Source organism: Schauerella aestuarii (assembly GCF_009866805.1).
Classification (GTDB): Bacteria; Pseudomonadota; Gammaproteobacteria; order Burkholderiales; family Burkholderiaceae_B; genus Schauerella; species Schauerella aestuarii.
This window is the reverse complement of record NZ_SIZW01000041.1, coordinates 396825-423033: the sequence shown is the minus strand read 5'-3', so window position 1 is coordinate 423033 and position 26209 is coordinate 396825. Positions and strand designations below refer to the sequence as shown.

The 26209-nt window shown below is 64.2% G+C and carries 20 protein-coding genes and 1 pseudogene; 11 read left to right on the top strand and 10 right to left on the bottom strand.

The features are described 5' to 3' along the window. Positions 1–86: 86 nt before the first annotated feature. The 4 genes and pseudogenes from EYW45_RS12830 to EYW45_RS12815 form a co-directional block, all read left to right on the top strand. Positions 87–893 (top strand): thiazole synthase, encoded by an 807-nt coding sequence (locus EYW45_RS12830; protein WP_161135795.1) that lies wholly within the window; start codon positions 87–89, stop codon positions 891–893. 2 nt (positions 894–895) lie between these two features. Further along, complete coding sequence (gene thiD, locus EYW45_RS12825; protein ID WP_328703626.1) at positions 896–1714, top strand: bifunctional hydroxymethylpyrimidine kinase/phosphomethylpyrimidine kinase; 819 nt, start codon at positions 896–898, stop codon at positions 1712–1714. Between the two features lie 70 nt (positions 1715–1784). Beyond that, entirely contained in the window at positions 1785–2465 is a 681-nt protein-coding gene (locus EYW45_RS12820; protein ID WP_161135793.1) for a protein-L-isoaspartate O-methyltransferase family protein, read from the top strand. A gap of 18 nt (positions 2466–2483) precedes the next feature. Beyond that, positions 2484–3788 (top strand): annotated as a pseudogene (locus EYW45_RS12815) (TolC family outer membrane protein); the annotation flags it as partial. A gap of 423 nt (positions 3789–4211) precedes the next feature. On the opposite strand, the gene rfaE2 reads toward EYW45_RS12815, so the two are convergent. The 5 genes from rfaE2 to EYW45_RS12790 all read right to left on the bottom strand — a co-directional run bounded on the left by rfaE2 (position 4212) and on the right by EYW45_RS12790 (position 10664). Next, on the bottom strand, positions 4212–4670 hold the full coding sequence (rfaE2, locus tag EYW45_RS12810; protein ID WP_202444732.1) for a D-glycero-beta-D-manno-heptose 1-phosphate adenylyltransferase: 459 nt from the start codon (positions 4668–4670) through the stop codon (positions 4212–4214). A 44-nt stretch (positions 4671–4714) separates the two neighbouring features. Beyond that, positions 4715–5614 (bottom strand): ferritin family protein, encoded by a 900-nt coding sequence (locus EYW45_RS12805; RefSeq protein ID WP_161135792.1) that lies wholly within the window; start codon positions 5612–5614, stop codon positions 4715–4717. A 191-nt stretch (positions 5615–5805) separates the two neighbouring features. After that, positions 5806–7359: a ubiquinone biosynthesis regulatory protein kinase UbiB gene (gene ubiB, locus EYW45_RS12800; RefSeq protein WP_161135791.1), complete on the bottom strand. Its 1554-nt coding sequence runs from the start codon at positions 7357–7359 to the stop codon at positions 5806–5808. A gap of 3 nt (positions 7360–7362) precedes the next feature. After that, positions 7363–8001 carry a ubiquinone biosynthesis accessory factor UbiJ gene (locus EYW45_RS12795; RefSeq protein ID WP_161135790.1) on the bottom strand — a complete coding sequence of 213 codons (639 nt, stop codon included), beginning with the start codon at positions 7999–8001 and terminating at the stop codon, positions 7363–7365. 356 nt (positions 8002–8357) lie between these two features. Beyond that, a complete protein-coding gene (locus tag EYW45_RS12790) occupies positions 8358–10664 on the bottom strand; it encodes an NADP-dependent malic enzyme (protein ID WP_161135789.1) in 2307 nt (768 codons plus the stop codon). Positions 10665–10858: 194 nt separating this feature from the next. On the opposite strand from EYW45_RS12790, the gene EYW45_RS12785 reads away from it, so the two are divergent. Further along, entirely contained in the window at positions 10859–11809 is a 951-nt protein-coding gene (locus tag EYW45_RS12785) for a LysR family transcriptional regulator (protein ID WP_161136232.1), read from the top strand. A 57-nt stretch (positions 11810–11866) separates the two neighbouring features. Here EYW45_RS12785 and EYW45_RS12780 read toward each other — a convergent pair whose 3' ends face one another. Beyond that, a complete protein-coding gene (locus EYW45_RS12780) occupies positions 11867–12880 on the bottom strand; it encodes a Tim44 domain-containing protein (RefSeq protein ID WP_161135788.1) in 1014 nt (337 codons plus the stop codon). 200 nt (positions 12881–13080) lie between these two features. Continuing rightward, on the bottom strand, positions 13081–13854 hold the full coding sequence (gene ubiE, locus EYW45_RS12775) for a bifunctional demethylmenaquinone methyltransferase/2-methoxy-6-polyprenyl-1,4-benzoquinol methylase UbiE (RefSeq protein ID WP_161135787.1): 774 nt from the start codon (positions 13852–13854) through the stop codon (positions 13081–13083). A 125-nt stretch (positions 13855–13979) separates the two neighbouring features. On the opposite strand from ubiE, the gene phoB reads away from it, so the two are divergent. The 3 genes from phoB to serA all read left to right on the top strand — a co-directional run bounded on the left by phoB (position 13980) and on the right by serA (position 17278). After that, on the top strand, positions 13980–14678 hold the full coding sequence (phoB, locus tag EYW45_RS12770) for a phosphate regulon transcriptional regulator PhoB (RefSeq protein WP_161135786.1): 699 nt from the start codon (positions 13980–13982) through the stop codon (positions 14676–14678). A 10-nt stretch (positions 14679–14688) separates the two neighbouring features. Continuing rightward, positions 14689–15996, top strand: a complete 1308-nt coding sequence (gene phoR / locus EYW45_RS12765) for a phosphate regulon sensor histidine kinase PhoR (protein WP_161136231.1) — start codon at positions 14689–14691, stop codon at positions 15994–15996. Between the two features lie 79 nt (positions 15997–16075). Next, the gene (gene serA / locus EYW45_RS12760) at positions 16076–17278 is read left to right on the top strand and encodes a phosphoglycerate dehydrogenase (RefSeq protein ID WP_161135785.1); all 1203 of its coding nucleotides are present in this window, start codon (positions 16076–16078) and stop codon (positions 17276–17278) included. A gap of 137 nt (positions 17279–17415) precedes the next feature. Here the strand turns inward: serA and EYW45_RS12755 are convergent, their stop codons facing one another. Together EYW45_RS12755 and cra are read right to left on the bottom strand one after the other, a co-directional pair. Beyond that, positions 17416–18045 (bottom strand): pyridoxamine 5'-phosphate oxidase family protein, encoded by a 630-nt coding sequence (locus EYW45_RS12755; protein ID WP_161135784.1) that lies wholly within the window; start codon positions 18043–18045, stop codon positions 17416–17418. Positions 18046–18083: 38 nt separating this feature from the next. Continuing rightward, complete coding sequence (cra, locus tag EYW45_RS12750) at positions 18084–19079, bottom strand: catabolite repressor/activator (protein WP_161135783.1); 996 nt, start codon at positions 19077–19079, stop codon at positions 18084–18086. 137 nt (positions 19080–19216) lie between these two features. Here cra and ptsP point away from each other — a divergent pair, with 137 nt between their 5' ends. The 3 genes from ptsP to EYW45_RS12735 are packed head-to-tail and all read left to right on the top strand — an operon-like array spanning position 19217 to position 25004. Beyond that, entirely contained in the window at positions 19217–22168 is a 2952-nt protein-coding gene (gene ptsP / locus EYW45_RS12745) for a phosphoenolpyruvate--protein phosphotransferase (protein WP_161135782.1), read from the top strand. After that, positions 22168–23232: a 1-phosphofructokinase family hexose kinase gene (locus tag EYW45_RS12740; RefSeq protein ID WP_161135781.1), complete on the top strand. Its 1065-nt coding sequence runs from the start codon at positions 22168–22170 to the stop codon at positions 23230–23232. Before ptsP ends, EYW45_RS12740 begins: the two co-directional genes overlap by 1 nt. After that, positions 23229–25004, top strand: coding sequence for a fructose-specific PTS transporter subunit EIIC (locus tag EYW45_RS12735; protein ID WP_161135780.1), 1776 nt, complete (start codon positions 23229–23231; stop codon positions 25002–25004). The genes EYW45_RS12740 and EYW45_RS12735 overlap by 4 nt, the downstream gene beginning before the upstream one ends. A gap of 12 nt (positions 25005–25016) precedes the next feature. On the opposite strand, the gene EYW45_RS12730 is transcribed toward EYW45_RS12735, so the two are convergent. Continuing rightward, complete coding sequence (locus EYW45_RS12730; RefSeq protein WP_202444695.1) at positions 25017–26027, bottom strand: MBL fold metallo-hydrolase; 1011 nt, start codon at positions 26025–26027, stop codon at positions 25017–25019. Positions 26028–26209 lie beyond the last annotated feature (182 nt).

Here is a 26209-nt window from a genome sequence, read left to right as displayed (position 1 = left end):
TTTATCATGGCGGATTAAGCGCCGCCTCGTGCGCGGCCTCCTACGCCTTTCATCGCGGCTCGCCCGCGACCCTCACGCATCGCCCCATGACCACATCCGCTCCCGACACGCTTACCATTGCCGGCAAGGCCTACACGTCGCGACTGCTCGTCGGCACCGGCAAGTATCGCGATTTTGCGCAAACCCGCGAGGCGCTCGACGCCAGCGGCACGCAAATCGTCACTGTCGCCATCCGCCGCACCAATATCGGCCAGAATGCCAACGAGCCCAGCCTGCTCGACAGCGTGCCGCCCTCGCAGTTCACCTTGTTGCCCAACACGGCGGGCTGCTATTCCGCCGATGATGCCGTGCGCACGCTGCGTCTGGCGCGCGAGCTGCTCGACGGTCACTCGCTGGTGAAGCTGGAAGTGCTGGGCGACCCGACCAACCTGTTTCCCAACATGCCGGAAACGCTGGCTGCCGCCCGCACCTTGGTCAAAGACGGCTTTCAGGTGATGGTGTATTGCACCGACGATCCCATCCAGTGCCGCATGCTCGAAGATATCGGCGTGGTGGCGGTGATGCCGCTGGCCTCGTTGATCGGCTCGGGCATGGGCATTCTCAACCCATGGAACCTGCGCCTCATCATCGATCAGGCTCGCGTGCCGGTGCTCGTGGATGCCGGCGTGGGCACGGCCTCGGATGCCGCCATCGCCATGGAACTCGGCTGCGACGGGGTGTTGATGAACACCGCCATCGCCGGCGCCCGCGATCCCATTCTGATGGCCAGCGCCATGAAAAAGGCGGTTGAAGCCGGCCGCGAAGCCTATCTGGCTGGACGCGTGCCCAAAAAGCTCTACAGCGCCCAGCCCAGCTCGCCCACCGAAGGCTTGATTACCGCGCACAAAGGTTGACCGTGGCCGATCCCATCTACAACACCCTCAGCATTGCCGGGGTGGATCCCTCAGCCGGTGCGGGCGTGCTCGCCGACGTCAAGACGATGAGCGCGCTGGGCACGTATGGATGCGGCGTGATCGCTGCCCTGACGGCACAGAACACCAAAGGCGTGACCGGTATCTCGCCGGTCGACCCCGATTTCGTCGGCTTGCAGATCGACACGCTGTTCGACGACGTAGCCATTGCGGCCGTCAAGATCGGGATGCTGGGCCAGGAGCGCGTGACGTTGGTCGTGGCCGAGAAGCTCGCCAAGCACACCCCGGCCCACATCGTGCTCGATCCGGTGATGATCGCCAAAAGCGGCGACATGCTGCTCGAGCGCAAAGCCGTCGGCGCGCTGCGCGAAGCCCTGTTGCCGCAAACGACCGTGCTCACGCCCAATCTGCCCGAAGCCGGCGTGCTGCTCGGCGAACGCCAGGTCGACACGATCCGCGAAATGCGCCGCGTGGCCGAGAAGCTGCGCAATCTGCTGGCGTACTCCGGCCATCGCTGGGTGATGCTCAAAGGCGGGCATTTGCCCAGTGACGACATCGTCGATCTGCTCTTCGACGGCGATCGCATGATCGAATTGCCGGGCCGCCGCATTCTCACCAAAAACACCCATGGCACCGGTTGCACGCTGTCGGCTGCGCTGGCTGCGCTGATTCCGCAAACGAACGATGTGCCCGAAGCCGCGCGGCGCGCCAAGGACTACCTCACCGCGGCCCTGGCTGCTGCCGACACGCTCAATGTGGGCTCCGGTCACGGGCCGGTGCATCACTTCCACGCGCTGTGGTAGCCCGCCGTCACGAATCGGTACAATAGACCGCGCGCCGTCCTTTTATCCGCTACTCCTAATTTCCGTCATCATGAACGCTTCCACGCTCCCCGATCTCGAACAAGCCCGTTTCAACATGATCGAACAGCAGATCCGGCCTTGGGATGTGCTCGACGAAACGGTGCTCGCCACCTTGTTCGACGTGCGCCGCGAAGCGTTCGTGCCGGCCCCGGTGCGTGCGATGGCGTTTTCCGACCTGGAGCTGCCGTTGACGGTGAACGGTGCCGATACGCGCGAAACCATGCTGGCGCCGAAGGTCGAAGCTCGCCTGACGCAGGAATTGTTGCTCAACGCCAACGACTGTGTGCTCGAAATCGGCACGGGGTCGGGTTATCAGGCCGCCTTGATCGCCCATATTGCGCAGCAGGTCACGTCGGTCGAAATCGATAGCCGTCTGGCCGGGTTCGCTCAGGCCAATCTGCAGCAGAATGGCGTGAAGAACGTCAAGGTCGAAACCGGCGATGGCCGCAATGGCTGGGGCTCCACCGAATACGATGCGATTCTCGTCACCGGTTCGGTCCCGGTCGTACCGGACGCCCTGCGCTATCAGTTGCGTGTGGGCGGCCGCATGGTCATCGTGGTCGGGCAAGCGCCCGTGATGACGGCCTGCCGCATCACGCGCACTACGGCGGCCACTTTCGAAACCGTGACGTTGTTCGAAACGGTCATCAAGCCGTTGCGCGGCGCGACCGTTTCGCAATTCAAGTTCTAAACGGTGCACACCGCCCGGCTGGCCGCCCGCATCGGATGCGCGCTGGCCCTATGGGCAAGCGCGACGACCAGCCATTCGCAGGATCTGATGCAGGCCTGGCGCGACGCGCTGGTCAGCGACCCCACCTATTCGGCCGCACGCGCCGCCTACCGCGCCGGCCTCGAGCGGCAGCCGCAGGCCCGTGCCAATCTGCTCCCCTATGTGTCGGCCGAGGCCGGCGGCGAGTATCGGGATGTGCGCAGCACCTCGGGCTTTCGCCGCGACACCTCCGGCACACGGGGCACCTGGGATCTCGTGCTCACGCAGCCCTTGTTCGACTGGGGCAGCTATAAAACCTACGAGCAATCGAAGCTCGTCGTCGCCGATGTCGAAGTCCAGCTGCAGCAGGCGTTTCAGGATCTGCTGTTGCGCGTGTCCGAAGCCTACTTCAACGTGCTGTCGTTCGAGGATCAGCTTGCTGCCACCGTCGCTGAGAAAAGCGCCATTGCCGAGCAGGTGGAATCGGCGCAACGCAACTTCGAGCTCGGCAATGCCACGATCACCGATACCTATGAGGCGCAGTCCCGCTACGACTTGATCGTGGCGCAAGAACTGCAGTTGCAGAACCTGCTCGAGGTGCAGCGCGACCGCCTGACGCAGATCGTCGGCAACCCACCCGGCAGCCTCGCTCGCCTGCCCAGCGGCACGCCACTGCCGGCGCCCCAACCGGCACGCCTAGAGGCATGGTCGTCGCAGGCGCAGAGCTCCAGCCTGGAAGTGGTGCGCGCAGAGCTGCAAACCCGCATCGCGCAACGCGATATCGAGATCGCACGCAGCGGCTTCTACCCCATCGTCGCCCTGCGCGCCTCGTCAGGCAGCGCTACCGACTCGCGCCTGACTAATCCCGGTTCGGGCCGACCGATCGACAACAGCATCGGTGTCGTCGTGTCGATGCCCTTCTATACCGGCGGCGCCGTCTCGTCACGCGTCACGGAGAGTGTGCAGCTCGAGCAACGCGCGCGCTTCAATGCCGAAACGTCGCGCCGCCAGGCCCTGCAACTGGCACGCCAGTACTACACCGGTGTCACGACGGGTCTGCTGCGCGTACGCGCGCTGGAAGCCGGCGAGCGCTCGAGCCGCTCGGCCGTCGAGGCCAACCGGCTGGGCTATGAAGTTGGCGTGCGGATCAATCTGGATGTGCTCAATGCTGAGCAGCAGCTCTATGCGACCCAGCGCGATCTGGCGCAGGTGCGCTACAACACCCTGATCGACGGCTTGCGCCTGAAAGCGACGAGCGGCATTCTGGCCGAAGCCGATCTGGATGCCATCAATCAGTTGTTGCGGTTCGGTCCGCCCGCGATCGAAAAGCCGGCGGACACCCGCAGGTCGGGCATGACGGGCCTGGCACCAGGCAAAGCGGCCGGCGGCAACGCCCGCAGCAATCGCGGCGCTGGCGGCCCGTTGGGGCCTGCTATCGCGCCTGCCGCTGGAACGACCGGAGGACCGACGAGCGGATCGGGTCTGAGCACGCCGGCAGCACCGATCTACGGCAGCCCCGTCGCCCCGCCTGCGGGGTCGTCGGCAGCGCCTGCTGGGCGTTCGAGAAGCGCGCCGGGCGCCATGCCGACGCCCTCTCCCGCTCCCTATCTGGCACCCAATGCGGCGCCCAACGCGTTCCCGAATACGGCACCGGATTCGACACCGAATACGGCAACCAAAGGCATTTCAGCGCCATGGGTACCACCCGATGGCAGCCAGGTGCCGGACTCAGCGCCCCCGGATTTTCTTAACCAACGCAGTCGTTGATCGTTCGAATTCAAACGGGATCGCCACCGCGCGGCCGCCCCATGATTCGACCAACGCGGTTTCCGGCAGCACGGCCATGTCGTAGTCGCCGCCCTTCACGATCAAATCAGGCTTCAAGGCAGCAATCAGCGCTTCGGGCGTCTGTTCTTCGAACACCGTGACCGCATCCACGCAGCTCAGCGCCGCTAATACGGCCGCGCGATCCACTGTCGTATTGAGCGGGCGATCGTCGCCCTTTCCCAACCGCTTGACCGAAGCGTCGGTGTTGATGGCCACGATCAACGTGGCCCCCAACTGAGCCGCCTGATCCAGGTAGGTCGCGTGCCCGCGATGCAACAGATCGAACACGCCATTGGTAAACACCAGCGGCCGGGCGAATTGGCCCGCTGCGACAGCCGCTTCGCAGGCTTCCCGCGACATCACCTTGACCTCGAACCGCGCCTGGGGCACGGCTGGCACTGCGCTCAACGCAGCACTCCGGCCGGCACCTGGATGATGCCGCTCTCGCTATGCTTTTGAGCGGCGAGACTGTTGGTCATTTCCTTGCGGAACAGATTCAGGTCCTTGACCGTATCGAAACTGCGATCCATGAGCTTCGACAGGATATGCAGGATGCGCGAGGCCACCTTGCCTTCCCAATCGTTGTCGAAGTGAATCTGGCTGTTCAGCCAATGCTCCAGCCAGCCCGGCTCGGGCAGCTTGGACTGCACGGTGTCATTGGGGAACATGTCCTTGTTGACGTGCAGGTTGGTCGGGTGCAACGCCTGGGGCGTGCGCGACGCGGACGCCATCAGTACGCCGATCTTCGAGAACGCGACGCGTGCGTGCTGGCTGACCGACTCACCGCGGTTATGCAGGGCCCGGCGCATGTACTGCAGGTAAGCACCGGCGTGACGCGCTTCGTCACGTGCCAACGTACGGTAGATTTCTTTGATGACCGGCTCGGTATGCCATTCGGCCGCCCGGCGGTACCAGTGGTTCAGGCGCACTTCGCCGCAGAAGTGCAGCATCAATGTTTCGAGCTCGGGCGCCGGATCGAAATCGAAGCGCACCTTGTGCAGCTCTTCTTCGGTGGGACACATATCCGGCACGAAACGGCGCAGATACTCCATCATCACCAGCGAGTGCTTCTGCTCTTCGAAAAACCACACCGACATGAAGGCGCTGAAATCACTATCTTCCCGGTTGTCACGCAGGAACATTTCCACCGCGGGCAGTGCCGCCCACTCGGTGATGGCGTTCATCTTGACGGTTTGGGCCTGCTCATCGGTGAGTTTGCTGCGATCGAACAAATGCCACGGGATATCGGTGCCCATATTCCAGCGCACCGCTTCCATATTCTTGAAGAGTTCAGGATAAAGCATGATCTAGCCCTTAATGTCGTGTTCCCGCGCAAACATGAAGTCAGTCCTGGCCGATGAGGATGGCGGGTCGGTGGCGGCACGCTTGAGTGGTCGCATACACCGTTATCCCCTCGTGGCACGAATGCATCGTGACCGTCTTGTTATATTTCCATGACCGTTTTAGTCCGGTCAGGTGGACTGCCTGTGATTGATCAACGTGTGATCGCCCAAATGCCTACCGCCACCGCAACCGCCAAAACGGCTGCAATGGCTGTCAACAGGCGGTTATTTTGTTCTTGCGCACGTCGTAGCAGCACCAATTCATTGATTAAGACCGGAGAAGCGTGCGGTCGGTTCAAATTGTCGTGAACCAACCGGGGGATTTCGGGGAGAAGCTGTGCCCAATGCACGGCTTCTTTTTTCAGTTTCTGCCGCAATCCGGCAAATCCCATACGCTCATGCATCCAGCGTTCGAGATAAGGCTTGGCTGTTTTCCACAAATCCAGATTCGGATCCAGGTCGCGCCCCATGCCCTCGATGTTCAGCAGCGTCTTTTGCAACAGTACCAGTTGCGGCTGAATTTCGACATTAAATCGTCGCGAGGTCTGGAAGAGGCGCATCAACACCTGGCCGAGCGAGATTTCAGAAAGCGGACGATCGAAGTACGGCTCACATACAGCACGTACCGCGCCTTCGAGCTCTTCTTCGCGCGTATCCGCCGGAACCCAACCCGATTCGATGTGTAACTGCGCCACACGACGGTAGTCCCGATGGAAAAAAGCGAGGAAATTTTGCGCCAGATAGTTCTTGTCGAATTCGGACAATGACCCGACGATGCCGAAATCCAGCGCGATGTACTGACCCAGTGTTTCCGCTTGATCGGACACGTAAATATTACCTGGGTGCATGTCGGCATGAAAGAAGCCGTCCGCAAACACCTGTGTGAAGAAGATCTCGACGCCGCTGCGGGCCAGCTTCTCGATATCGACCCCCGCCGCCCGCAGCCGATCGATCTGGCTGATCGGAATGCCGCGCATGCGCTCCATCGTGAACACCGTGGTGGCGGTGTACTCCCACACCACCTCAGGCACCATCAGCATGCCGCCGCGCCCGGTATCCGGACCGAAATTACGGCGCAACTGGCTGCAATTGGATGCCTCGCGCACCAGATCGAGCTCGTCGTGCAGGTATTTGTCGAACTCCGCAACCACTTCGCGCGGCTTGAGCCTGCGGCCGTCGGGTCCCAGTTTTTCGATCACCCGCGCCACAAGCTTGAGCAGCGCCAGATCCTGATCGATGATGCCCAGCATGCCGGGGCGCAATACTTTCACGGCCACATCGCGGCCGTCGTGCAGCACGGCAAAGTGAACCTGGGCAATCGAGGCCGACGCTACCGGGTCGACTTCGAAATGGGCGAATAGCTTTTCGGGCGGCGCCCCCAAGGCAGCCTTGATGCAGGCGGCGGCTTCCGCCGATGGAAACGGCGGCACACGATCCTGCAACAGCGCCAGCTCGACGGCGATATCCGCGGGGATCAGATCGCGGCGCGTGGACAGCACCTGGCCGAACTTGACGAAAATGGGGCCCAGCGTTTCGAGCGCCCGTCGCAGGCGAACGCCGCGCGGCGACTTGGGCCGCGTACCGAAGCGGATGACGCGCAACAAGCCTGTTGCAACCGGGTGGTTGAAGCTGGACAGCACGAGTTCGTCCAGGCCGAAGCGCAGCGAAATCCAGACGATACGAAAAAACCGCAGCAGCGTCAGCATGGACTACGACCTGCCCATATCGCGGCGATCCAGACGCGCGGTGAGATCGGCCACGCGTGCGGCGAGCGATTCGGCATCGCGCCGAACCCGGTCGGCATCGTGCGAAAAGCCCTGCATCAGCGATTTACCGACAATCACACCACGCTCCTCCGATAAGTATTCAGCCACATTGGCCGCCGCGTTCCGGCCCGCATGCCGGGCACCACGTGCCAGCGATCGGGCGCCGGCGGTCAGGCGGTTGGCCGGCACATCGCCCACCAGCCTGGCAAAATCGTCCTCGGCATCCCAGCGCAGATGCTTGGCCAGATCGGACACCACCTGCGCCAGACCCGCGTCGCCGGAGATATGCGTGATCTCCAAAAAGGCCGCGCCCGCATCGTTGGGCGGCGCAAACCGCGCCCACGACAGCTTTTCGGGTGGAACGGTCAACACGACATCGGGCACGATCGCCGGATCGGCGGCGGTCAGCAATCCCTCGGACGTGACCGTCAGACTCAGACTCACCTTGCCCGACGCAAACCGCACCGTTTTCCCACCGTGCCGGGCCAGCCGCTCGCGGGCCCACGCCTCACGCGTGAGCAGCACATTGATCGCTCGTGCAAACACGCGATCGGGTGGGGGCAATCCAGGGAGGGAAAACATGGGCAATGCGTCGGCAATCCGGACAATCGTCGTGGCGGACTCGCCACGTCTTGGGAGTTTACCGGGTATTGGCCCGGCCAAAAAATAGATCGCTCAGCTTCGATTCAGCCCACGCCGGTAAGTTGCACCGCCGTCTCCTGCCGTAACACGTCCGGCCCGCTGCCGCGATGCATGGCACGGGCGGCAGAACGCCCCCGCGGGCATCTCCAGCGGGGGCGTTCGGTCGACAGCCATTCACGACCGGGGGGCGGGTCATGTATCGGGTCGGTCTGCGGGTCGGTTGGCCGGATGGTGGCAGGTTGCCCGCCGGGCTCGCACGTGCGCGCACCGGACCGCAGGCCGACGCGCGTGCGGCGTCAGAGCGTTTCTGCCTTCAGCGCGGCGCGATTGGCGTCCACGACGGTCAACGCGGCCATGTTGATAATGCGGCGCACCGTCGAGCTCGACGTCAGGATGTGCACCGGCGCATTCGCCCCCAGCAGGAACGGGCCCACGGCCACATTGCTGCCGGCTGCCGTCTTGAGCAGGTTGTAGGCGATGTTGCCTGCATCCACGTTGGGGCAGACCAACAGGTTGGCCGCACCCTTCAAACGCGACGTGGGCAGAATGCGCGAACGCAGTGCCTCGTCCAACGCGCAATCGCCATGCATCTCGCCGTCGACTTCCAGATCGGGCGCCTGCTCAAGCACCAGGTCGAGCGCGCGGCGCATCTTCCCGCCCGATGCCGAACTGCTCGATCCGAAGTTGGAGCGCGACAGCAACGCCACCTTTGGCGCGAGGTTCAGGCCCTCCATCACCTTGGCGGCCGCAACCGTGATCTCGGCGATCTGCTCCGCCGAAGGATCGTCGTTGACGTGCGTATCGGTCAGGGCCAGCGTGCGCTCGTCCAGCAGCAGAATGCTCATCGCGGCGTAGGTTTTGGCGCCCGGTGCCTTGCCGATCACTTCATCGATGAAGCGCAGATGGTCGTGATACGCGCCGACGGTGCCACAGATCATGCCGTCGGCGTCGCCCAACCGCACCATCATCGCGCCGATCAACGTCAAGCGACGACGCATTTCGACGCGCGCCATTTCCTTGGTGATGCCGTTGCGGCACATCAATTCCCAATAGGTCGTCCAGTACTGATGAAAGCGCTCGTCGTAATGCGGGCTCGTCACTTCCACATCCTGGCCGAGCTTGAGCCGCAGGCCCAGCTTCTGGATGCGCGCCGTCAACACTTCAGGCCGGCCCACCAGAATGGGACGGGCCAGTTTCTCGTCGACCACCACCTGCACCGCGCGCAGCACGCGCTCGTCTTCGCCTTCGGTAAACACGATGCGCGCCCGGCCGCCGTCACGCACATGGGCCTTGGCCGCGGCAAACAGCGGCTTCATGAACGCGCCGGAGCGATACACAAACTGCTGCAGTTGCTCGGCATAGGCATCCATGTCGCTCAACGGCCGCGTGGCCACGCCGCAGTCCATCGCCGCTTTGGCGACGGCCGGTGCGATGCGCACGATGAGGCGCGGATCGAAGGGCTTTGGAATCAGATACTGCGGGCCGAACGCCAGGTCGTAGCTGCCGTAAGCCGCCGCCACGACGTCGTTCTGTTCTTCTTCGGCCAGACCCGCGATGGCGTATACGGCCGCGATCTCCATTTCACGCGTGATCGTGGTGGCGCCCACATCCATGGCGCCGCGGAAGATGTAGGGAAAGCACAGAACGTTGTTGACCTGATTGGGGTAGTCGGAACGGCCTGTTGCCATCACCACATCGTCACGCACGGCGTGCGCCACTTCGGGCAGGATCTCGGGCGTGGGATTGGCCAACGCCAGGATGAACGGGCGCGGCGCCATACGTGCCACCATATCGGCCTTGAGCACGCCACCCGCCGAGAGCCCCAGGAACATATCGGCGCCATCGATCACTTCACCCAGGGTGCGCAACGACGTCGCCTGTGCGAACCCCGCCTTGTCCGGATCCATCAGCACCGTGCGGCCTTCGTACACCACGCCTTCGATGTCGGTCACCCAGATGTTCGATTTGGGCAGGCCCAGATCCACCATGAGCTCCAGGCAGGCCAACGCTGCGGCACCTGCACCGGACACCACCACCTTGACCTGTTTGATGTCCTTCTCGACCACTTTCAGGCCGTTGATGAAGGCCGCCGCCACCGTGATCGCCGTGCCGTGTTGATCGTCGTGAAAGACCGGGATCTTCATGCGCTCGCGGAGTTTGCGCTCGACGGTAAAGCACTCGGGCGCCTTGATGTCTTCGAGGTTGATGCCGCCGAAGGTGGGTTCCAGACCCGCAATGATCTCGACCAGCTTGTCGGGATCGCTTTCATTGATCTCGATATCGAAAACGTCGATGCCGGCGAATTTCTTGAAGAGCACTGCCTTGCCTTCCATCACCGGCTTGGAGGCCAGCGCGCCGATGTTGCCCAGGCCCAGCACAGCCGTGCCGTTGGTGATCACACCCACCAGGTTGCCACGCGCCGTGAACCTAAACGCGTTGAGCGGATCGGCCACGATTTCTTCGCATGCGGCGGCCACACCGGGGGTGTAGGCCAGCGCCAGATCGCGCTGCGTGACCAGTGGCTTGCTTGCCGAGACCGCGATTTTTCCCGGTACCGGAAACTCGTGATAGTCCAACGCTGTCTGACGATCCGTGCTCTTCATAGTCTTGCCCTCTTGCGCGCTTGCACCCGACCGATTCGGGGGCGGTGCCTTCTTGAAACTCGATTTTAAAGCCGAGCCATTAGAAGATTATTTGGGTTTACTATCGCTTCATCACTTTTTCATGATGTTTGGACGACCCTGTGGCCACATTTGACGCCGCCGAGGTGCTCCGGCGGCTGAGTGGCCGCTTGAAGATGAGGCATCTGATCCTGCTGCTGAGCATCCGGCAGCACGGCTCATTGACCCGCGCCGCCGAGCATATGGCCAGCAGCCAGCCCGCCATCACCAATGCGTTGGCGGAACTGGAAAGCATGTTTGGCGCGCCGCTGTTCGACCGGTCCGTGCGCGGGATGGCGCCTACCGCGCTGGGCGACGTGGTGCTGGCACGTGCGAAAGCGATGGTGAATGACCTGGGGCACCTAGTGCAGGACATGGAGGCCGTGGCTTCCGGCCAGGGTGCGCACGTGCATGTTGGCGTAACGCCGTTCGTGTCTGGCCACATCCTCTCGGCGGCGATGCAGCGCGCGCCTGCCGCAGGCGAAGCGCGCGTGAGCGTGTCGATCCACGAAGGCAACAGCGACCAATTGCTCGCACAGTTGCGCGATCACACTGTGGATATCGTGATCGGTCGCGCCTCGTCCGCCACGGACGTCAAGCACATCGCCTTCGAAGTGCTGTACCGCCAGACGCCACGCCTGATCGCCAGCAGGCGTCTGGCGGCCCAGCTGTCGCGCGGCCCCTTGAATTGGCCGGCGCTGGCCGAACTGGACTGGATTCTGGGGGCACCGCTCACGCCGATTCGCGAGCAGGTCACCGACCTCTTTCTGAGCGCTGGATTGACCCCGCCCGCGCCGGTGGTGGAAAGCCACTCTTCCAAGCTGATTGGGGAGTTGATCGTGGGGAGCAGCCGCGCAGTATCGATCGTGCCGGCCGACATTGCCGATGAGCTCGTGCGGATTGCGGGCGTTGCCGTGGTGCCGTACTCATTCGACTGGACGCTGCCGCCGATCGCCATGTTCATGCGCGCACAGGGCCCGCGCCGCGCGGCCGAGCAACACTTCGCCACCGCACTGCGCACCACCTGCAAATCGCTTTACGGCCCGCTCGCCCCAGACGCAACAAACCCACCGCATGGGTGGGTTTGAGGTGAGCCTGGGGCCGCGCCTGTCAGCATGGGCTGTCAGGCGTGATGGCAATAAAGCTTAGCTGGCGTACTCGACCGGAATTTGCTGAATACCGGCCAACAACCAACCGCCTTGCGCCGGCTTGTACAGGTTCCAGACTTCTTCGAAGCGGAACGCCTCGGCGCCCGGATCTTCGCGCAGCATGCCCGAGAAGCGCACGCTGGCCAGATTGCCGTCCGACACCGTTTCGATACCGAGCAGCTCGGCATTGAGCAGCACCACTTCGGTTTTGTTGGTGCCTTGGCGCTCGAGCAATTGCGGCTTGAGTTCGGCGATCAGGTCGTCGGTGAGCACGTCGCGCAGTTCATCGGTATTGCCGCTATCCCAGATGCCCTGGATGCGGATGAACTGCTCCTTGGCCTGCGCCAGGAAACGCGGCGTATCGAAGTCGCCCGGAATGAACCAGTCGCCGTTGGCATCGGTTTGCGTACCCGAACCGGTGTTCGATGCCGCCGTTGCAGCCATCGGTGCGGCAGCAGCCGCCGCGACCGGGGCAGCAGGTGCCGGCTTCAAGGTTTCACGCCACATCGGCTTGTTGTCCGAATCGCGGTTGTCTTGACGGGCAGCATTGCCGCCGTAGGCGCCTTGGGTTGCCGTACGGGCACCACCGCCACGCAGGCGGCGCACCAGGAAGATCACCGCGAAGACGACCAACGCCACCAGGATGGCACTCGACAGGAATTCGAGGAACGCGCCGCCCAAGCCGAAGCTGGAGAGCAGTGCCGCGATACCCAGACCGGCGGCGATACCGGCGATCGGGCCCAACCAGCGCGATGCACCCGAACGGGCACCGGCGGCCGCAGCCGTACCGGCGGCAGCGCCTGCTGCCGGCGCAGCGGCGGCATTAGCGCGCGGCGTTGCCGGCGGCGTGGTCGCCTGACGGTTTTGCATCACATTGGTCGATTGACGGCCAGCGCTGGACCCGCCGCCCATGCGACGCGCCTCGGCGTCGAACGACGTGACGAGCATCGTCGTGCTGACGATGGCAATCGCCGCAGCCGCTACGATACGACGGAATGAAAAGGTGGACATGTCGAGCTCCTCAAGGGCGACAGGGGCACGTTTTCGACGACCGGTATGGTCATCGGCGCGCAGTCGCCTCTTTCTTACAGTTAACTGAATAGCCTAAGAATAATGGACAAGTGGACGGGGAGCAAGTTCCGTCTTATTTGCGTCCATGCAAAAGCCCGCCGGACACATCCCCCGGCGGGCTTGAAAACGCCGCGGCGCGATCAGGAGAGCTTGACGCCCTCGTGCAACGCCGCCACGCCGGCCGTCAGGTTGAAATGCTGCACCCGGTCGAGTCCGGCCGCCCGCAGCATGTCGGACAACGTTTCCTGATCCGGATGCATCCGGATCGATTCAGCCAGATAGCGATAGCTTTCCTCGTCCTTGGCCACATGCTTGCCCAACCACGGCAGCACCTTGAACGAATAGAGATCGTAGACGGGAGCCAGGGGCGGCGCCACGCGCGAGAACTCGAGCACCAGCAATTTGCCGCCGGGTTTGAGCACCCGCGCCATCTCGGCCAGTGCGCGATCCTTGTGCGTCATATTGCGCAAGCCGAAGGCCACGCTGACGCGATCGAAATGACCGTCGGGAAACGGCAAGTGCTCGGCATCGCACACGGCAGTGGGCAGCAAGAGACCCGCATCGGTCATGCGATCGCGGCCCACGCGCAGCATCGATTCGTTGATGTCGGTGAGCCACACCTCGCCGGTGTCGCCGGCGCGCTTGGCGAAGGCACGTGCCAGATCGCCCGTGCCACCGGCGATATCGAGCACCTTCATGCCGGGGCGAATGGCCGCGCGGCTGATGGTGAACGCCTTCCAGATACGGTGCAGCCCGCCCGACATCAAGTCATTCATGACGTCATAGCGCGAGGCGACGGAGTGAAACACGTCGGCCACGCGGCGCGCTTTTTCCGACTCGGCGACCGATTCGAAACCAAAGTGCGTCGTGCCCGGCGCGGCGGCACGATCCGAAGACGAGGTGGAGCGATTCATGGCTAAATTCCCGTGTAAGGCTCAATGGTAGCCGATGCAATATGACGCACCGTCACATACCTGAAATATTGCGGCCATACTATCGCAATGTTCGCGCCGCATCGGCGTGCTCTACCCGGTCAAACATGTCCAGCACCATCCTAGTCGTCGAAGACGAACCCGCCATTCAGGAACTGATTGCCGTCAACCTGTCCTTCGCGGGCCATAAGGTTTTACGCGCGTTCGACGCCGATCAGGCACAAACCTTGATTCGCGCCGAATTGCCCGACCTCATCCTGCTCGACTGGATGTTGCCGGGCACCTCGGGCCTCGCTCTGGCCCGCAAGCTGCGCAACGACGAACGCACCCGCACGGTACCGGTCATCATGCTCACCGCCAAAGGCGCCGAGCAAGACAAGGTCGACGGCCTTGAAGCCGGTGCCGACGACTACATTACCAAGCCCTTCTCGCCGAAAGAGCTGATGGCGCGCATCAAGGCGGTGCTGCGCCGCCGGGCGCCGCAGTTGACCGACGATCTGATCGATGTGGGCGGCCTGCGACTCGATCCGGTCACCCACCGGTTGTCGGGTAGCGGTCACAGCCTGCAGATCGGTCCCACCGAATTCCGCTTGCTGCACTTCTTCATGACGCATCCCGAGCGCGTTTTCTCACGCTCGCAGTTGCTCGATCAGGTGTGGGGCGATCACGTCTTCGTGGAAGAACGTACCGTGGATGTGCATATTCGCCGTCTGCGCAAGGCGCTGGAGCCCAGCGGACACGATTTGCATGTCGAAACGGTCCGCGGCAGCGGGTATCGGTTTACGGCACAGCTTCCGACGCGTTAAAAAGCCGTTCATGATCTGGCTGCGCACGGCATTCCTCGTGATCGCCTGGGCGATCCTTTCCCTGGTCGTCCATGTGAGTGTGGGCGCTCCGTGGGGCTATCTCGTCATGATCGGCGCGCTGACGATCACCCTGATCTGGCGCGCCGTGCGGATGCAGCGGGTTGCCCAGTGGGCCCGGCAACCCGACAGCACACCGCCGCTGTCGGTGGGGCGCTGGGACGACATTCTCGCGCCGCTCTACCGATACACCCGGGCGCAGTCGCGCGATATCGAAGCCGGCCGGGAAGCCATGAAGAGCATGTTGGCGGCCGCGCAGGCGCTGCCCGATGGTGCCGTCACGCTCAATGCCGACCTGCAGATCGACTGGGCCAATCGCATGGCGCAAGAACATCTCGGCGTGCGCCTGCCCGCCGATCGCGGCCACAACATTCTCAACCTCGTGCGCTCGCCGGAGTTTTCGGCCTATGCGCACCAGGCCGAATGGCCGGAGCCGATTCTGGTGCGCGTCACGCGCGGTCATCACGATCATCTCTTGATGATGCAGCTCACGGCCTATGCGCGCGATCACCGCCTGCTGGTCACGCGCGATGTGACGCAGATCGAGAAGCTCGAAACCACGCGGCGCGACTTCGTCGCCAACGTCTCGCACGAGCTGCGCACGCCGCTGACGGTATTGGCGGGCTTTCTGGAAACCCTGCGCGACATGCCCGAAGAGGCGCTGTCGGACGAGCAGCGCGAACAATATATGGCGCTCATGACCGAGCAGGCGTTGCGCATGCAATCGATCGTGGCCGACCTGCTCACGCTATCGACGTTGGAATCCTCACCGTCGGCCGAACCGCAGCGCGTCCGCATGAGCCCGCTCATCGACGCTGCGCGCCAGCAGAGCGAAGCGCTGTCGGCCGGACGCCATACCTTCAGTTGGGATATCGACCCGGATCTCGACGTGCTGGGTGCGGAACCGGAAATCTCGTCGGCCGTGGCCAACCTGCTGACCAACGCCGTGCGCTACACGCCGGATGGCGGCGCGATTGCGGTGCGCTGGACGCGCGAAGGCGATACCGCGCGCTATGCCGTGAAGGACAGCGGCATCGGCATTGCCAGCCGGCACATCTCGCGCCTTACCGAGCGCTTCTACCGCGTCGATCGGGGACGCTCGCGCGCAGTCGGCGGCACCGGGCTCGGATTGGCCATTACCAAGCACATCGCCATGCGCCACGATGCCGAACTCGACATTCAGAGCGAGGTCGGCAAGGGCAGCACCTTTTCACTGGTGTTCCCGCCTGAACGTCTGGCGGAAGCCGAATCTCCCTTGTGACAGCGCGGGTGTAACCGGGTCCGGCGGCGTTTTCGGTCAAAATAGACGATTGCTTTAACCGACACACCGGGATTTCCACGTGGCACAGATCGTCCTTTTCGAGAACATTCACGCCAGCGCACGCGCGGTTTTTGCCGCCGCAGGCTACACCGACATCGCAACCTTTTCGTCGGCCCTGCCGTCGGCCGAGCTGCAGGCCGCCCTGCGCGACGCCGAGATCGTGGGCATCCGCTCCCGCACGCAGATGGACCGCGACGCCTTGGCCGCCGCGCACAACGCGCGCGTCATCGGCTGCTTCTGCATCGGCACCAATCAGGTCGATCTGGATGGCGCCATGCAACGCGGCATTCCGGTGTTCAACGCGCCGTTTTCGAATACGCGCTCGGTCGCCGAGCTGGTGCTGGGCGAAGCCATCCTGCTGCTGCGCCGCATTCCCGAAAAGAATCTGCGCGTGCATCAAGGCCACTGGGACAAGACCGCTGCCGGCGCGTTCGAGGCCCGCGGCAAAACGCTGGGCATCATCGGCTACGGCAATATCGGCTCGCAGATCAGCACGCTTGCCGAAGCGTTGGGGATGCGCGTGGTGTTTCACGACGTGGAAGCCAAACTTCCGTTGGGCAACGCGCGGGCCGCGACCTCGATGGCCGAATTGCTCGAACAGGCCGATGTAGTGACGCTGCACGTACCCGGCGGCAAATCGACCGAGAACATCATCGACGCGGCCGCCCTGTCGCGCATGAAGCGTGGTGCCATCCTGATCAATGCGTCGCGGGGCGGTGTGGTCGACATCCCCGCCCTGCACGCGGCACTGACCTCCGGTCATATCGCCGGTGCGGCACTCGATGTGTTTCCTACCGAACCCAAGAGCGCCGACGAGCCGCTGGACAGCCCCCTGCTGGGCCTGCCCAACGTGATTCTCACGCCCCACATCGGCGGCAGCACGCAAGAGTCGCAAGAGAACATCGGCCGCGAAGTGGCCGAGAAACTCGTGCGCTTCATGGAATTCGGCACCACCAAAGGTGCGGTCAATTTCCCCGAACTGCCGTTTATCGAACAGTCGGGCTGCGCGCGCCTTTTGCACGTACACCGCAACCAGCCGGGTGCACTGGCCACGCTCGATAGCCTGCTCGCCAGCCACGGCTTGAACATCGTCGGCCAAACGCTGCAGACCAACGGCGAGATCGGGTATGTGCTGACCGACGTGGACGGCGACGTGACCGATGCCGTGATGGTGGCTTTGCGCGATCACCCGATCACGATCCGCTGCGACCGCACGGCGTAACGCCTGCGCCGTTCGGCGGCCACTGTGGCGTCGTGTTTCCGACGCTACAGTGGCCGCTTCAACGTCATCGAGGCAGCACGCATGTCATCCCGGCACCTCAACGTGCCGTCTTGAATGCCATCCCCTCGGGGCCTGCATCAATACAGGGTGGACTCGACCCGCGCCGGCAATTCGCGATCGTACTTGCCGCCGTCGATATCGCCCGCCGTTACCGCAGCGAGCATCGCTCCGGCAGTCGGGACGTTTACGCTTGCGCGCGGCGGGGCGGTCTGCCAAAGCTTGGCACGCACGATGGCCCTGCTGCACTGGAAGTACACCGCATCGACGTCAATCACCACGACGCAGCGGGGTGGCTTGCCGTCGATGACAAACCGATCCAGCAATTCGGGATTGGCAGTGATGGTGGCGCGGCCATTCACACGCAGCGTTTCGCCCACTCCCGGGATCAGAAACAGCAAACCGACGCGTGGATCGATCAGCATGTTGCGCAGGCTATCAACGCGGTTGTTGCCGCGCCGCTCCGGCAACAGCAACGTCTTCTCATCCTGCACGACCACGAAACCAGCCGGGTCGCCGCGTGGGGACGCATCCATGCCGTCGGCGCCCACGGTGGCAAGCACCGCGAAGGGCGATGCTTCGATCATCGCCCGATAGGCAGGATGCACGTACGTCAATTCCTTTTTGAGCGCGGCTTCGCTCACGCCATCGAAAATCGATTCGAGCTGCTCGAGCGTTTGAATCGCATGCGGATCGTGCACAACAGTCATGGTCAGTCCTGGCGAATGACGACGGGTAAACCAGGAGCTTAATGCACGCGCCGCTGCTTGAATACACGTTCGATGCGACGCACACCCGGCGCGACGGGCACGCCTTCGATCTGGCGCAGCAACGCGTCCAGCGCGCCGCTCGCCAATGCGCCATGCTGTTGGCCCATGCTATCGACCCGGCCGGGCAGAAAATCCAGTAACTGGGCCTCGCCGAAGGTCGCCAGCCGCGTGTGCGCGGTCCAGTCGCTGCGGTGCTCGGTCAGCGCATCCAGTACGCCGGTGAGCAGCACATAGGAGGTGGTGAGAATCGCCGCGGGAAGCGCCCCGCCGGCGGCCAGCACATCGCGCATTTCCTCGTAGCCATACTCGCGCGCGAAGGTGGTGGTGTGGCGCACGGTGACGTCGCCGTCATAGCCTGCGATGGCGTCGCGAAAACCCGCCAGGCGCCACTTGCTGATGGGCAGTTCTTCACGCGCGCTGATGAACGCGACGGAAGGCGGGGCCGGATCGATCAGCGCCTGCGTCAACCGTTCACCCGCCTGCCGATCGTCGCTCACGAATGAGACGAAGCGATCCGCGTCCAGCTCGCGATCGAGCGCCACCACGGGCAGTCCCGCGTCTTGCGCTTGGCGATACACGCCATCGTCGCCTGCCAGACAACTGGCCACGATCAAACCATCGCAACGGCGCGCGCGCAACGTGGCGACGAGCGTTCGCTCATGCTCGGCGATATCGTCGGACGAGGCCACCAGCAGTTGATAGCCTTGCGCACGCGCGCCCTGCTCAAGCCGCTTTGCGAGCTTGGCATAACTGGGATTTTCGAGATCCGGCACGATGAAGCCGATGCTGCGCGTTTGCCCGCGCCGCAGGCCCGCCGCACCGGCATCGGGCTGCCACTTGTACTCAGCCGCTACGTCGAGTACGCGCTGCGCCGTTTCGGGACTGATCCGGCGATCCTGGGCGCGCCCGTTTATCACGTAGCTGGCAGTCGTTACCGAGACGCCGGCCAACGCGGCGATATCTTTGAGTTTCATGGCGGATCTGCGACGTTGCGTCTGATTAAACCGTCTGCCGGATGCGCAACGCGAGATTTTGAGTTAACGTGCAAACAGCATAGCTGAATCGATTCAGCAAGCCAAGCGTTACTCGATGGCACGTCCAGGAGACACACATGCTCGACTTCACAGCCGACCAGGTGCGCATGCACCGTCACGCGGCCGACAAATCCCAAGCGCTGGCGCAAATGGCCGAAGCGATGACGGCCGACGGCCTGACCGATGCGGCCTATCTGCTCGGTATGCAGACGCGCGAAACGCAAGGTGCCACGTATCTGGGCCAGGGCGTGGCCATTCCCCACGGCACCCCCGACTCACGCGCCAGCGTACGCACCACCGGCGTGCGCATTCTGCAGTTTCCCGACGGCGTGGACTGGGGCGACGGGCAGATCGTCTATCTGGCCGTGGGCATCGCGGCGCAATCGGACGAGCACCTGGGCATTCTGCAGATGCTTACGCGCGCACTGTCCAATGAGTCGCTGGAAGGGGCATTGCGCGCCGCGCCCGATGCCGACGCCATCGTGGCGTTGCTCAAGGGCGGACCCGCCGCGCTGATGCTGGACGAGAGCCTGATCGCGCTGGGCGTGCCCGCCACCGATCTCGAAGAGCTGGTGTGGGCCGGCGCCCGCCTGCTGAAGCACGCAGCCTGCGCGTCCGCCGGGTTTGCCAGTGCGCTGATGACCAAGACGCCGTTGCCCATGGGCGATGGCCTGTGGTGGCTGGATAGCGATATCGACGTGTCGCGCCCCGGGCTGGCTTTCGTCACGCCGCAAGATCGCGTCGCCATCGATGGCGACGCCGTACGCGGTCTCTTCTGCCTGGCCAGCATGGGCGAGTCGCACACGGCCGTCGTCGTGCGGCTGTGCGACTTGCTCGCGGCCGGTCAAGGCGATCAACTGCTCGATCAAACCGACCCCCGCAACGTGGCCCGCACGTTGGGGGCCGAGCAGGCACCCGACTGGCCACAGGCGCGCGTGCGCCTGCCCAATCCGTTGGGATTGCATGCCCGCCCGGCCAACCAGCTCGCCCGCATCGCCAAGGCGTTCGAAGGCGATGTGCGCGTGCGGCTGGCCGGTGGCCACGCCGCCGTCTCGGCCAAGAGTTTGAGCCGTCTGCTCAGCCTGGGTGCGCGCCGCGGGCAAACACTCGTGTTCAGCGCCGAGCCCGCCGTCGCCCAAACCGCCCTGCCGGCACTGGTCGCCGCCGTCGAGCAAGGCCTGGGCGAAGCCTTCGATCCCTTGCCCCCCATCGTCGATGCCGATGAAGCGGCCGACGACGCTGCGTTCGGCGGCACATTCGGCGGCACATTCAACGGCTCACACGCCACCGATAAAGGGGCTGCGCCTGCCGCCAAGCCGATGCTCGCGGCGCCGCCGCCCCCGGCCTCCGGTGTGGAACATCGCGGCGTGCCGGCGTCACCCGGCATTGCCAGCGGCCCCGCCTACCTGGCGGTCGTACCCACGTTCGTCTATCCGCCGCAGGGCGAATCGCCCGCGCACGAAAACGCCCGGCTCGATGCCGCTCTGGGCACGGTGCGCACGGATCTCGCCACCTGGCTCGATCACTGCACGTCCAACGACATTCGCGGCATTTTCACTGCACATCTCGAGATGCTGGACGACCCCGATCTGCGCGAGCGGGCCGGCGCGCGCATGAAGAAAGGGGCAAGCGCCGAAGCCGCCTGGGCCGACGTCATCCAGGAGGCAGCCACCGAACAGGAAGCATTGAAAGACGCCCTGCTCGCCGAACGCGCCGCCGACCTGCGCGACATCGGACGGCGCGTGCTCGCGCGGCTCTGCGGCATCGAAACGCCACCTGAACCCGATACGCCATACGTATTGATCATGACGGAAGTGGGACCGTCCGACGTGGCGCGCCTGGATGCCACGCGCGTCGCCGGCATCCTCACCGCGCGCGGCGGCTCCACCTCCCACAGCGCCATCGTGGCCCGCTCGCTGGGCATTGCCGCGATCGTGGGCGCAGGCGACGGCGTCCTGGCGCTCGCGCCGGATGTGCCCGTCCTGATCGATGGTGAACGCGGCACGTTCACCATCTCGCCCGATACCGACGCCTTGGAACGTGCCGTCGCGCAGCGCGCGCAACGTCAGATGCGTCAGACGCGCGCCGACGCGCATAGTCAGGAAGCCGCCCGCACGATCGACGGCCATCAGGTCGAGATCTGCGTCAACCTGGGTAACACCGCATCCGGCGCCGCCGCCGTGGCCGCGGGCGCCGAAGGCGTGGGATTGCTGCGCACCGAATTTCTGTTCATGGCGCAAGACCGCGAGCCCACGCACGACGAACAGGTCGCCTCCTATGGCAGGCTCTTTGACGATTTCGATGGCCGTCCCGTCGTGGTGCGCACGCTGGACGTGGGTGGCGACAAGCCGTTGTCGTACTGGCCGATGCCCCATGAAGACAACCCGTTTCTGGGCGTGCGGGGCATCCGCTTGAGCCTGACGCGCCCCGAGGTCCTTCAAGCGCAGTTGCGCGCATTGCTGCAAGCCGCCCGCGGCCGACCCTTGCGCATCATGTTTCCGATGGTGGGCGACCTGTTCGAATGGCGCGCGGCGCGCGCCATGGTCGACCGGGCGATCGCCGAAGCCGGGCCGCAATCGGCGGTCGATCTGCAAGTGGGCATCATGATCGAAGTGCCTGCAGCTGTGCTCATCGCCGAACACTTCGCACAGGAAGTCGACTTCTTCAGCATCGGCACCAACGACCTCACGCAATACACCCTGGCCATCGATCGCGGCCATCCTCAACTCTCCGCGCAGGCGGATGGCCTGCATCCTGCCGTACTGCGGCTGATTGATGCCACCGTGCGCGCCGCACATGCGCAGGGCAAGTGGGTAGGCGTCTGCGGCGAGCTGGCCGGCGATACGCAGGCCGTACCGATCCTCGTGGGCCTCGGCGTGGACGAACTGAGCATGTCCACCTCGGCCATCGCACGCGTAAAAGCCGACATCCGCGAGCTACGCCGTGACGACGCAATCGCGTTGGCGCAACACGCACTGGCGGCGCCTTCGGCGCAAGCCGTGCGCGCGCTGGTTGCCGGGGACGCGTGATGGCCCGCATCCTCACCGTCACCCTCAATCCCGCCATCGACATGACGATGACGGTAGACGCCTTGATCCCGGGTAACGTGCATCGGGTGCGCGATGTCGCCACCCATGCCGCCGGCAAGGGCATCAACGTGGCGCAAGCGCTCGGCGATCTCGGTCACACGCTTACCGTGACGGGATTTCTGGGCCAGAACAACGCGGCGATGTTCGAGCAGTTGTTTGCGCAACGCCATTGGCGTGACGCGTTCATCCGCGTTCCTGGCGAGACGCGCTGCAATGTAAAGGTGGTTGAACGCCGCGAACCTGGCAATGGCCAACATGACAGCGATGGTGATGCCGTCGCCGCGACGAACGCCGATGCCGTCGCCGCCGTGCCGAGCGACGTCGGGGCCGCAGGCCGGAACACCGATCTCAACAGCCCTGGTTTCCTGGTGAACGACATGCAGGCCGCGCACTTGGCGGACCAACTTTGCGCGCTAGCGCCCCAGCATGATGCAGTCGTGTTTGCAGGCAGCCTGCCGCGCGGTATCGATGCCGCGTGGCTCACCGCGCTGCTTGCCCGACTCAAACCGTTCAATCCCCGCATCGCCATCGACACCAGCGGTGCGGCACTGGCTGCCGTGCTCGCCACCGGCCCGTGGCTGGTCAAACCCAATGTCGAAGAACTGGTGGCCGCGCTGGGCTTACCCGCGCACGACCGCGCCGCATGGCACGCGGCGGCCGCGCGTCTGGTGCATGACGGCGTGGCCAATGTGGTCGTCTCCGATGGGGCAGCCGGCGTCACGTGGATGACCGCTACCGGCGGCTGGCACGCCGTACCGCCCACCGTCGACGTGCGCAGTACCGTGGGCGCCGGCGACACGCTGCTCGCCGGCATGGTGCACGCGCTTGGCCAGCACCTCCCGCCCGAGGCCACATTGCGCCTGGCTGCGGCCTGCGGTACCTACGCCGTCACGCAGGTTGGATTCGGCCTGCCGGATCTGCCTGCCCTGCATCGCATCGAACATAACGTCGTCGTATCGGCGATCGATTCAACACCATCGACAACATGGACGAGACAACCATGAATATCGTCATCGTATCCGCGGGCCCCGACGGCGAGATTGCCAACGGCATCACCGCGCGCTTGCTGCACGCCGCCGCGCAACGGCTCGGATGGCAATCGGCATTCGAGGTGCGTGCGGCTCACCAAACCACCGCCCGCGCGCCGCTGAACGCTGCAGATATCGCCGCCGCCGACTGGGTGCTTTATGTGGGAGCCGGCGCCGATCGACATGGCCCGTTGGCGGGCCTTGCCAGCGTGTCCGCCACGCCTGCGGAAGCGCTGAAGGACCCGGGTGCATTCCTGCAGGCCGCTGCCGATCGCGCTCGGATCGCGCCGGCGGCCACGGCTGAGGGCAACGACGTGGGCACCGATCTGCCAGTGTCACCGGCAAAGAGTGCAGTACCCCGCATCGTCGCCATTACTGCATGCCCCACCGGGGTGGCCCATACCTTCATGGCCGCCGAAGCGTTGCAGCAGGCGGCGCGCGAAAACGGTATCCAGCTGGCCGTGGAAACGCGCGGCTCGGTGGGCGCGCGCAATCCTTTGACGCCTGAAGATATCGCCGCCGCCGATGTGGTGCTGCTCGCCGTCGACATCGAAGTCGATACTGCGCGGTTTGCCGGCAAACGCATCTATCGCTGCAAGACGGGCGTCGCGCTGAAGGACGGTGCGGGAACGCTCAAGCGCGCGCTGGCGGAAGGTCGCGTAAGCGCACCTGCCGCGGGCGACACGCCAGCCCCGGATCGTGCGGGCAAGGATTCGGAAGCGCGTGAAGGCCTGGGCCTCTACAAGCACCTGCTGACTGGCGTGTCGTACATGTTGCCGATGGTCGTTGCAGGCGGCCTGCTGATCGCATTGTCGTTCGTATTCGGCATCGAAGCGTTCAAGGAGCCCGGCACGTTGGCCGCCGCGCTCAAGCAAACGGGCGATGCCGCATTCTTGCTGATGATTCCCGTGCTGGCAGGCTACATCGCGTACTCCATCGCCGACCGGCCCGGACTCGCCCCCGGCATGATCGGCGGCGCACTGGCCGGCAGCCTGGGCGCCGGGTTCATCGGTGGCATTCTGGCGGGCTTCATCGGTGGCTATTGCGCCAGGCTCATCAGCAAGCACTTGCATCTGCCGGCGAGCATCGAGGCCCTCAAGCCTATTCTGATCATTCCGCTGGTGGCCAGCCTGATCACCGGCATGGTGATGATTTATCTCGTCGGTGGCCAGGTCGCCCTCATCCTGGCGTCGCTTACCGCGTTTCTGAACAATATGGGCACCACCAACGCGATCGCGCTGGGTGTGCTGCTGGGCGCGATGATGTGCATCGACCTGGGTGGCCCCATCAACAAGGCTGCCTACGCTTTCACGGTGGGATTGTTGGCCTCCAACGTTCATGGTCCCATGGCCGTCACGATGGCGGCCGGCATGGTGCCCCCGATCGGGATGGCGCTCGCCACGCTGATCGCCCAGCGCAAGTTCGACCCGCGCGAACGCGAAGCCGGCAAGGCCGCCGGCATTCTGGGGATGTGCTTCATCTCGGAAGGCGCCATTCCATTTGCCGCAAAAGATCCTCTACGAGTGATTCCGGCCAGCGTCATCGGGGGCATCGTCACGGGGGCGTTGGTGGCCTGGGCAGGCTGCCGCCTGGTCGCGCCGCACGGGGGTTTCTTCGTGCTGCTGATCCCGGGGGCGATGAACCGGCCGTGGATGTATATCCTCGCCATCCTTGCGGGCAGCGTTGTGACGGCGTTGATTTATGCCGTGATCAAACGGGCGCCGGCGCAGGTGGCGGCGGCGGTGTGAGGCATACGTGCCTCACACCTGCCAATGGGCAGGCACCCAGGCGTAGCCATGATCGAGTTTGAGCATGCGGCCCAAGCCTGGAAAGGGATAGTGAAAGCCGAGCACGAGCATGCGCTCGCTCGCCGCGCGATCGAAGATGCGTTGCCGCGCCGCTTGCGCGGTTTCCTTATCGCGATCAGGGCCTGGCAACCAGGCGTGGTCGATATTGACCACAGGGTGATACGCAAGGTCGGCCGTCAATAGCAGTTGCGCATCGCCGGAGTGGACGAGAAAGGTGGCCATGCCTGGCGTGTGCCCGGCCGCGACCAGGGTGGTCAGGCCCGGGACGATCTCCGTTCCGGCGTCAAAGAGTTCGACCTCCTTGGCAATCGGTTCGAGGCTGCGCTTGATGGCCGCGCCGAAGCGGCGCCGAAACTCCTCCGGCACCGGCATATACGAGAGATCCGGTTCACCGCGCACAAAGAAATCCCAATCGGCGCGGGGCGCAAACACCGTCGCTCGAGGAAAGGCCTTGCTCCCATCTGCCGCGCGAAGATTGCCGACATGATCGGGGTGCGTGTGAGAGACGACAATCACATCGATATCGTCTGGACGTAATCCAAGCGCAGCCAGATTGGCGAATAGCTTCCCACCATGCTGACCCATCGTCTGACCCGCCCCCGCTTCAAGCAGGATGCGACGTCCGCCCGTCTCGATAAGCAACGTATTCAGATTGAGCGTCAGATAATCCGACGGTAGAAACGCCTGCCGCAGCGCTTCGCTCAGATCCAGTTCCGGCGCATCGCTGGCATAAATCCTCGGTGGGCCGCCAATCAAACCATCGCTGACGACGGTCGCTTTGATATCGCCCACACGAAAGTGATAGTGGGCCGCATTCGACATTGAGTGTGCCACTGAAGTCGCGGCACCCTGCGCGAGAGCCGGCGCATCGAACGCGCGGCCGAGCACCAGGCCAGACACGCCGGCAGCGGCGGCGGAAAGCATCACTTTGCGGCGATTGATCGACAGAAGCGGTTCGTGCATCAAAGTTCTCCGATTTCAGGGAAGACATCATGTGAGCGCGTCGACACTCGGCGCGTTAATCGGTTTCGCGGCAAGTTCACGACTTATGCAGCGTGCGATCGCCGTGAGCGCGACACGATGTCATGTCATGCCGCGCGGGGTGATGCGGTGACCCTCACCGCCATTCGCTGGCACTATGACAG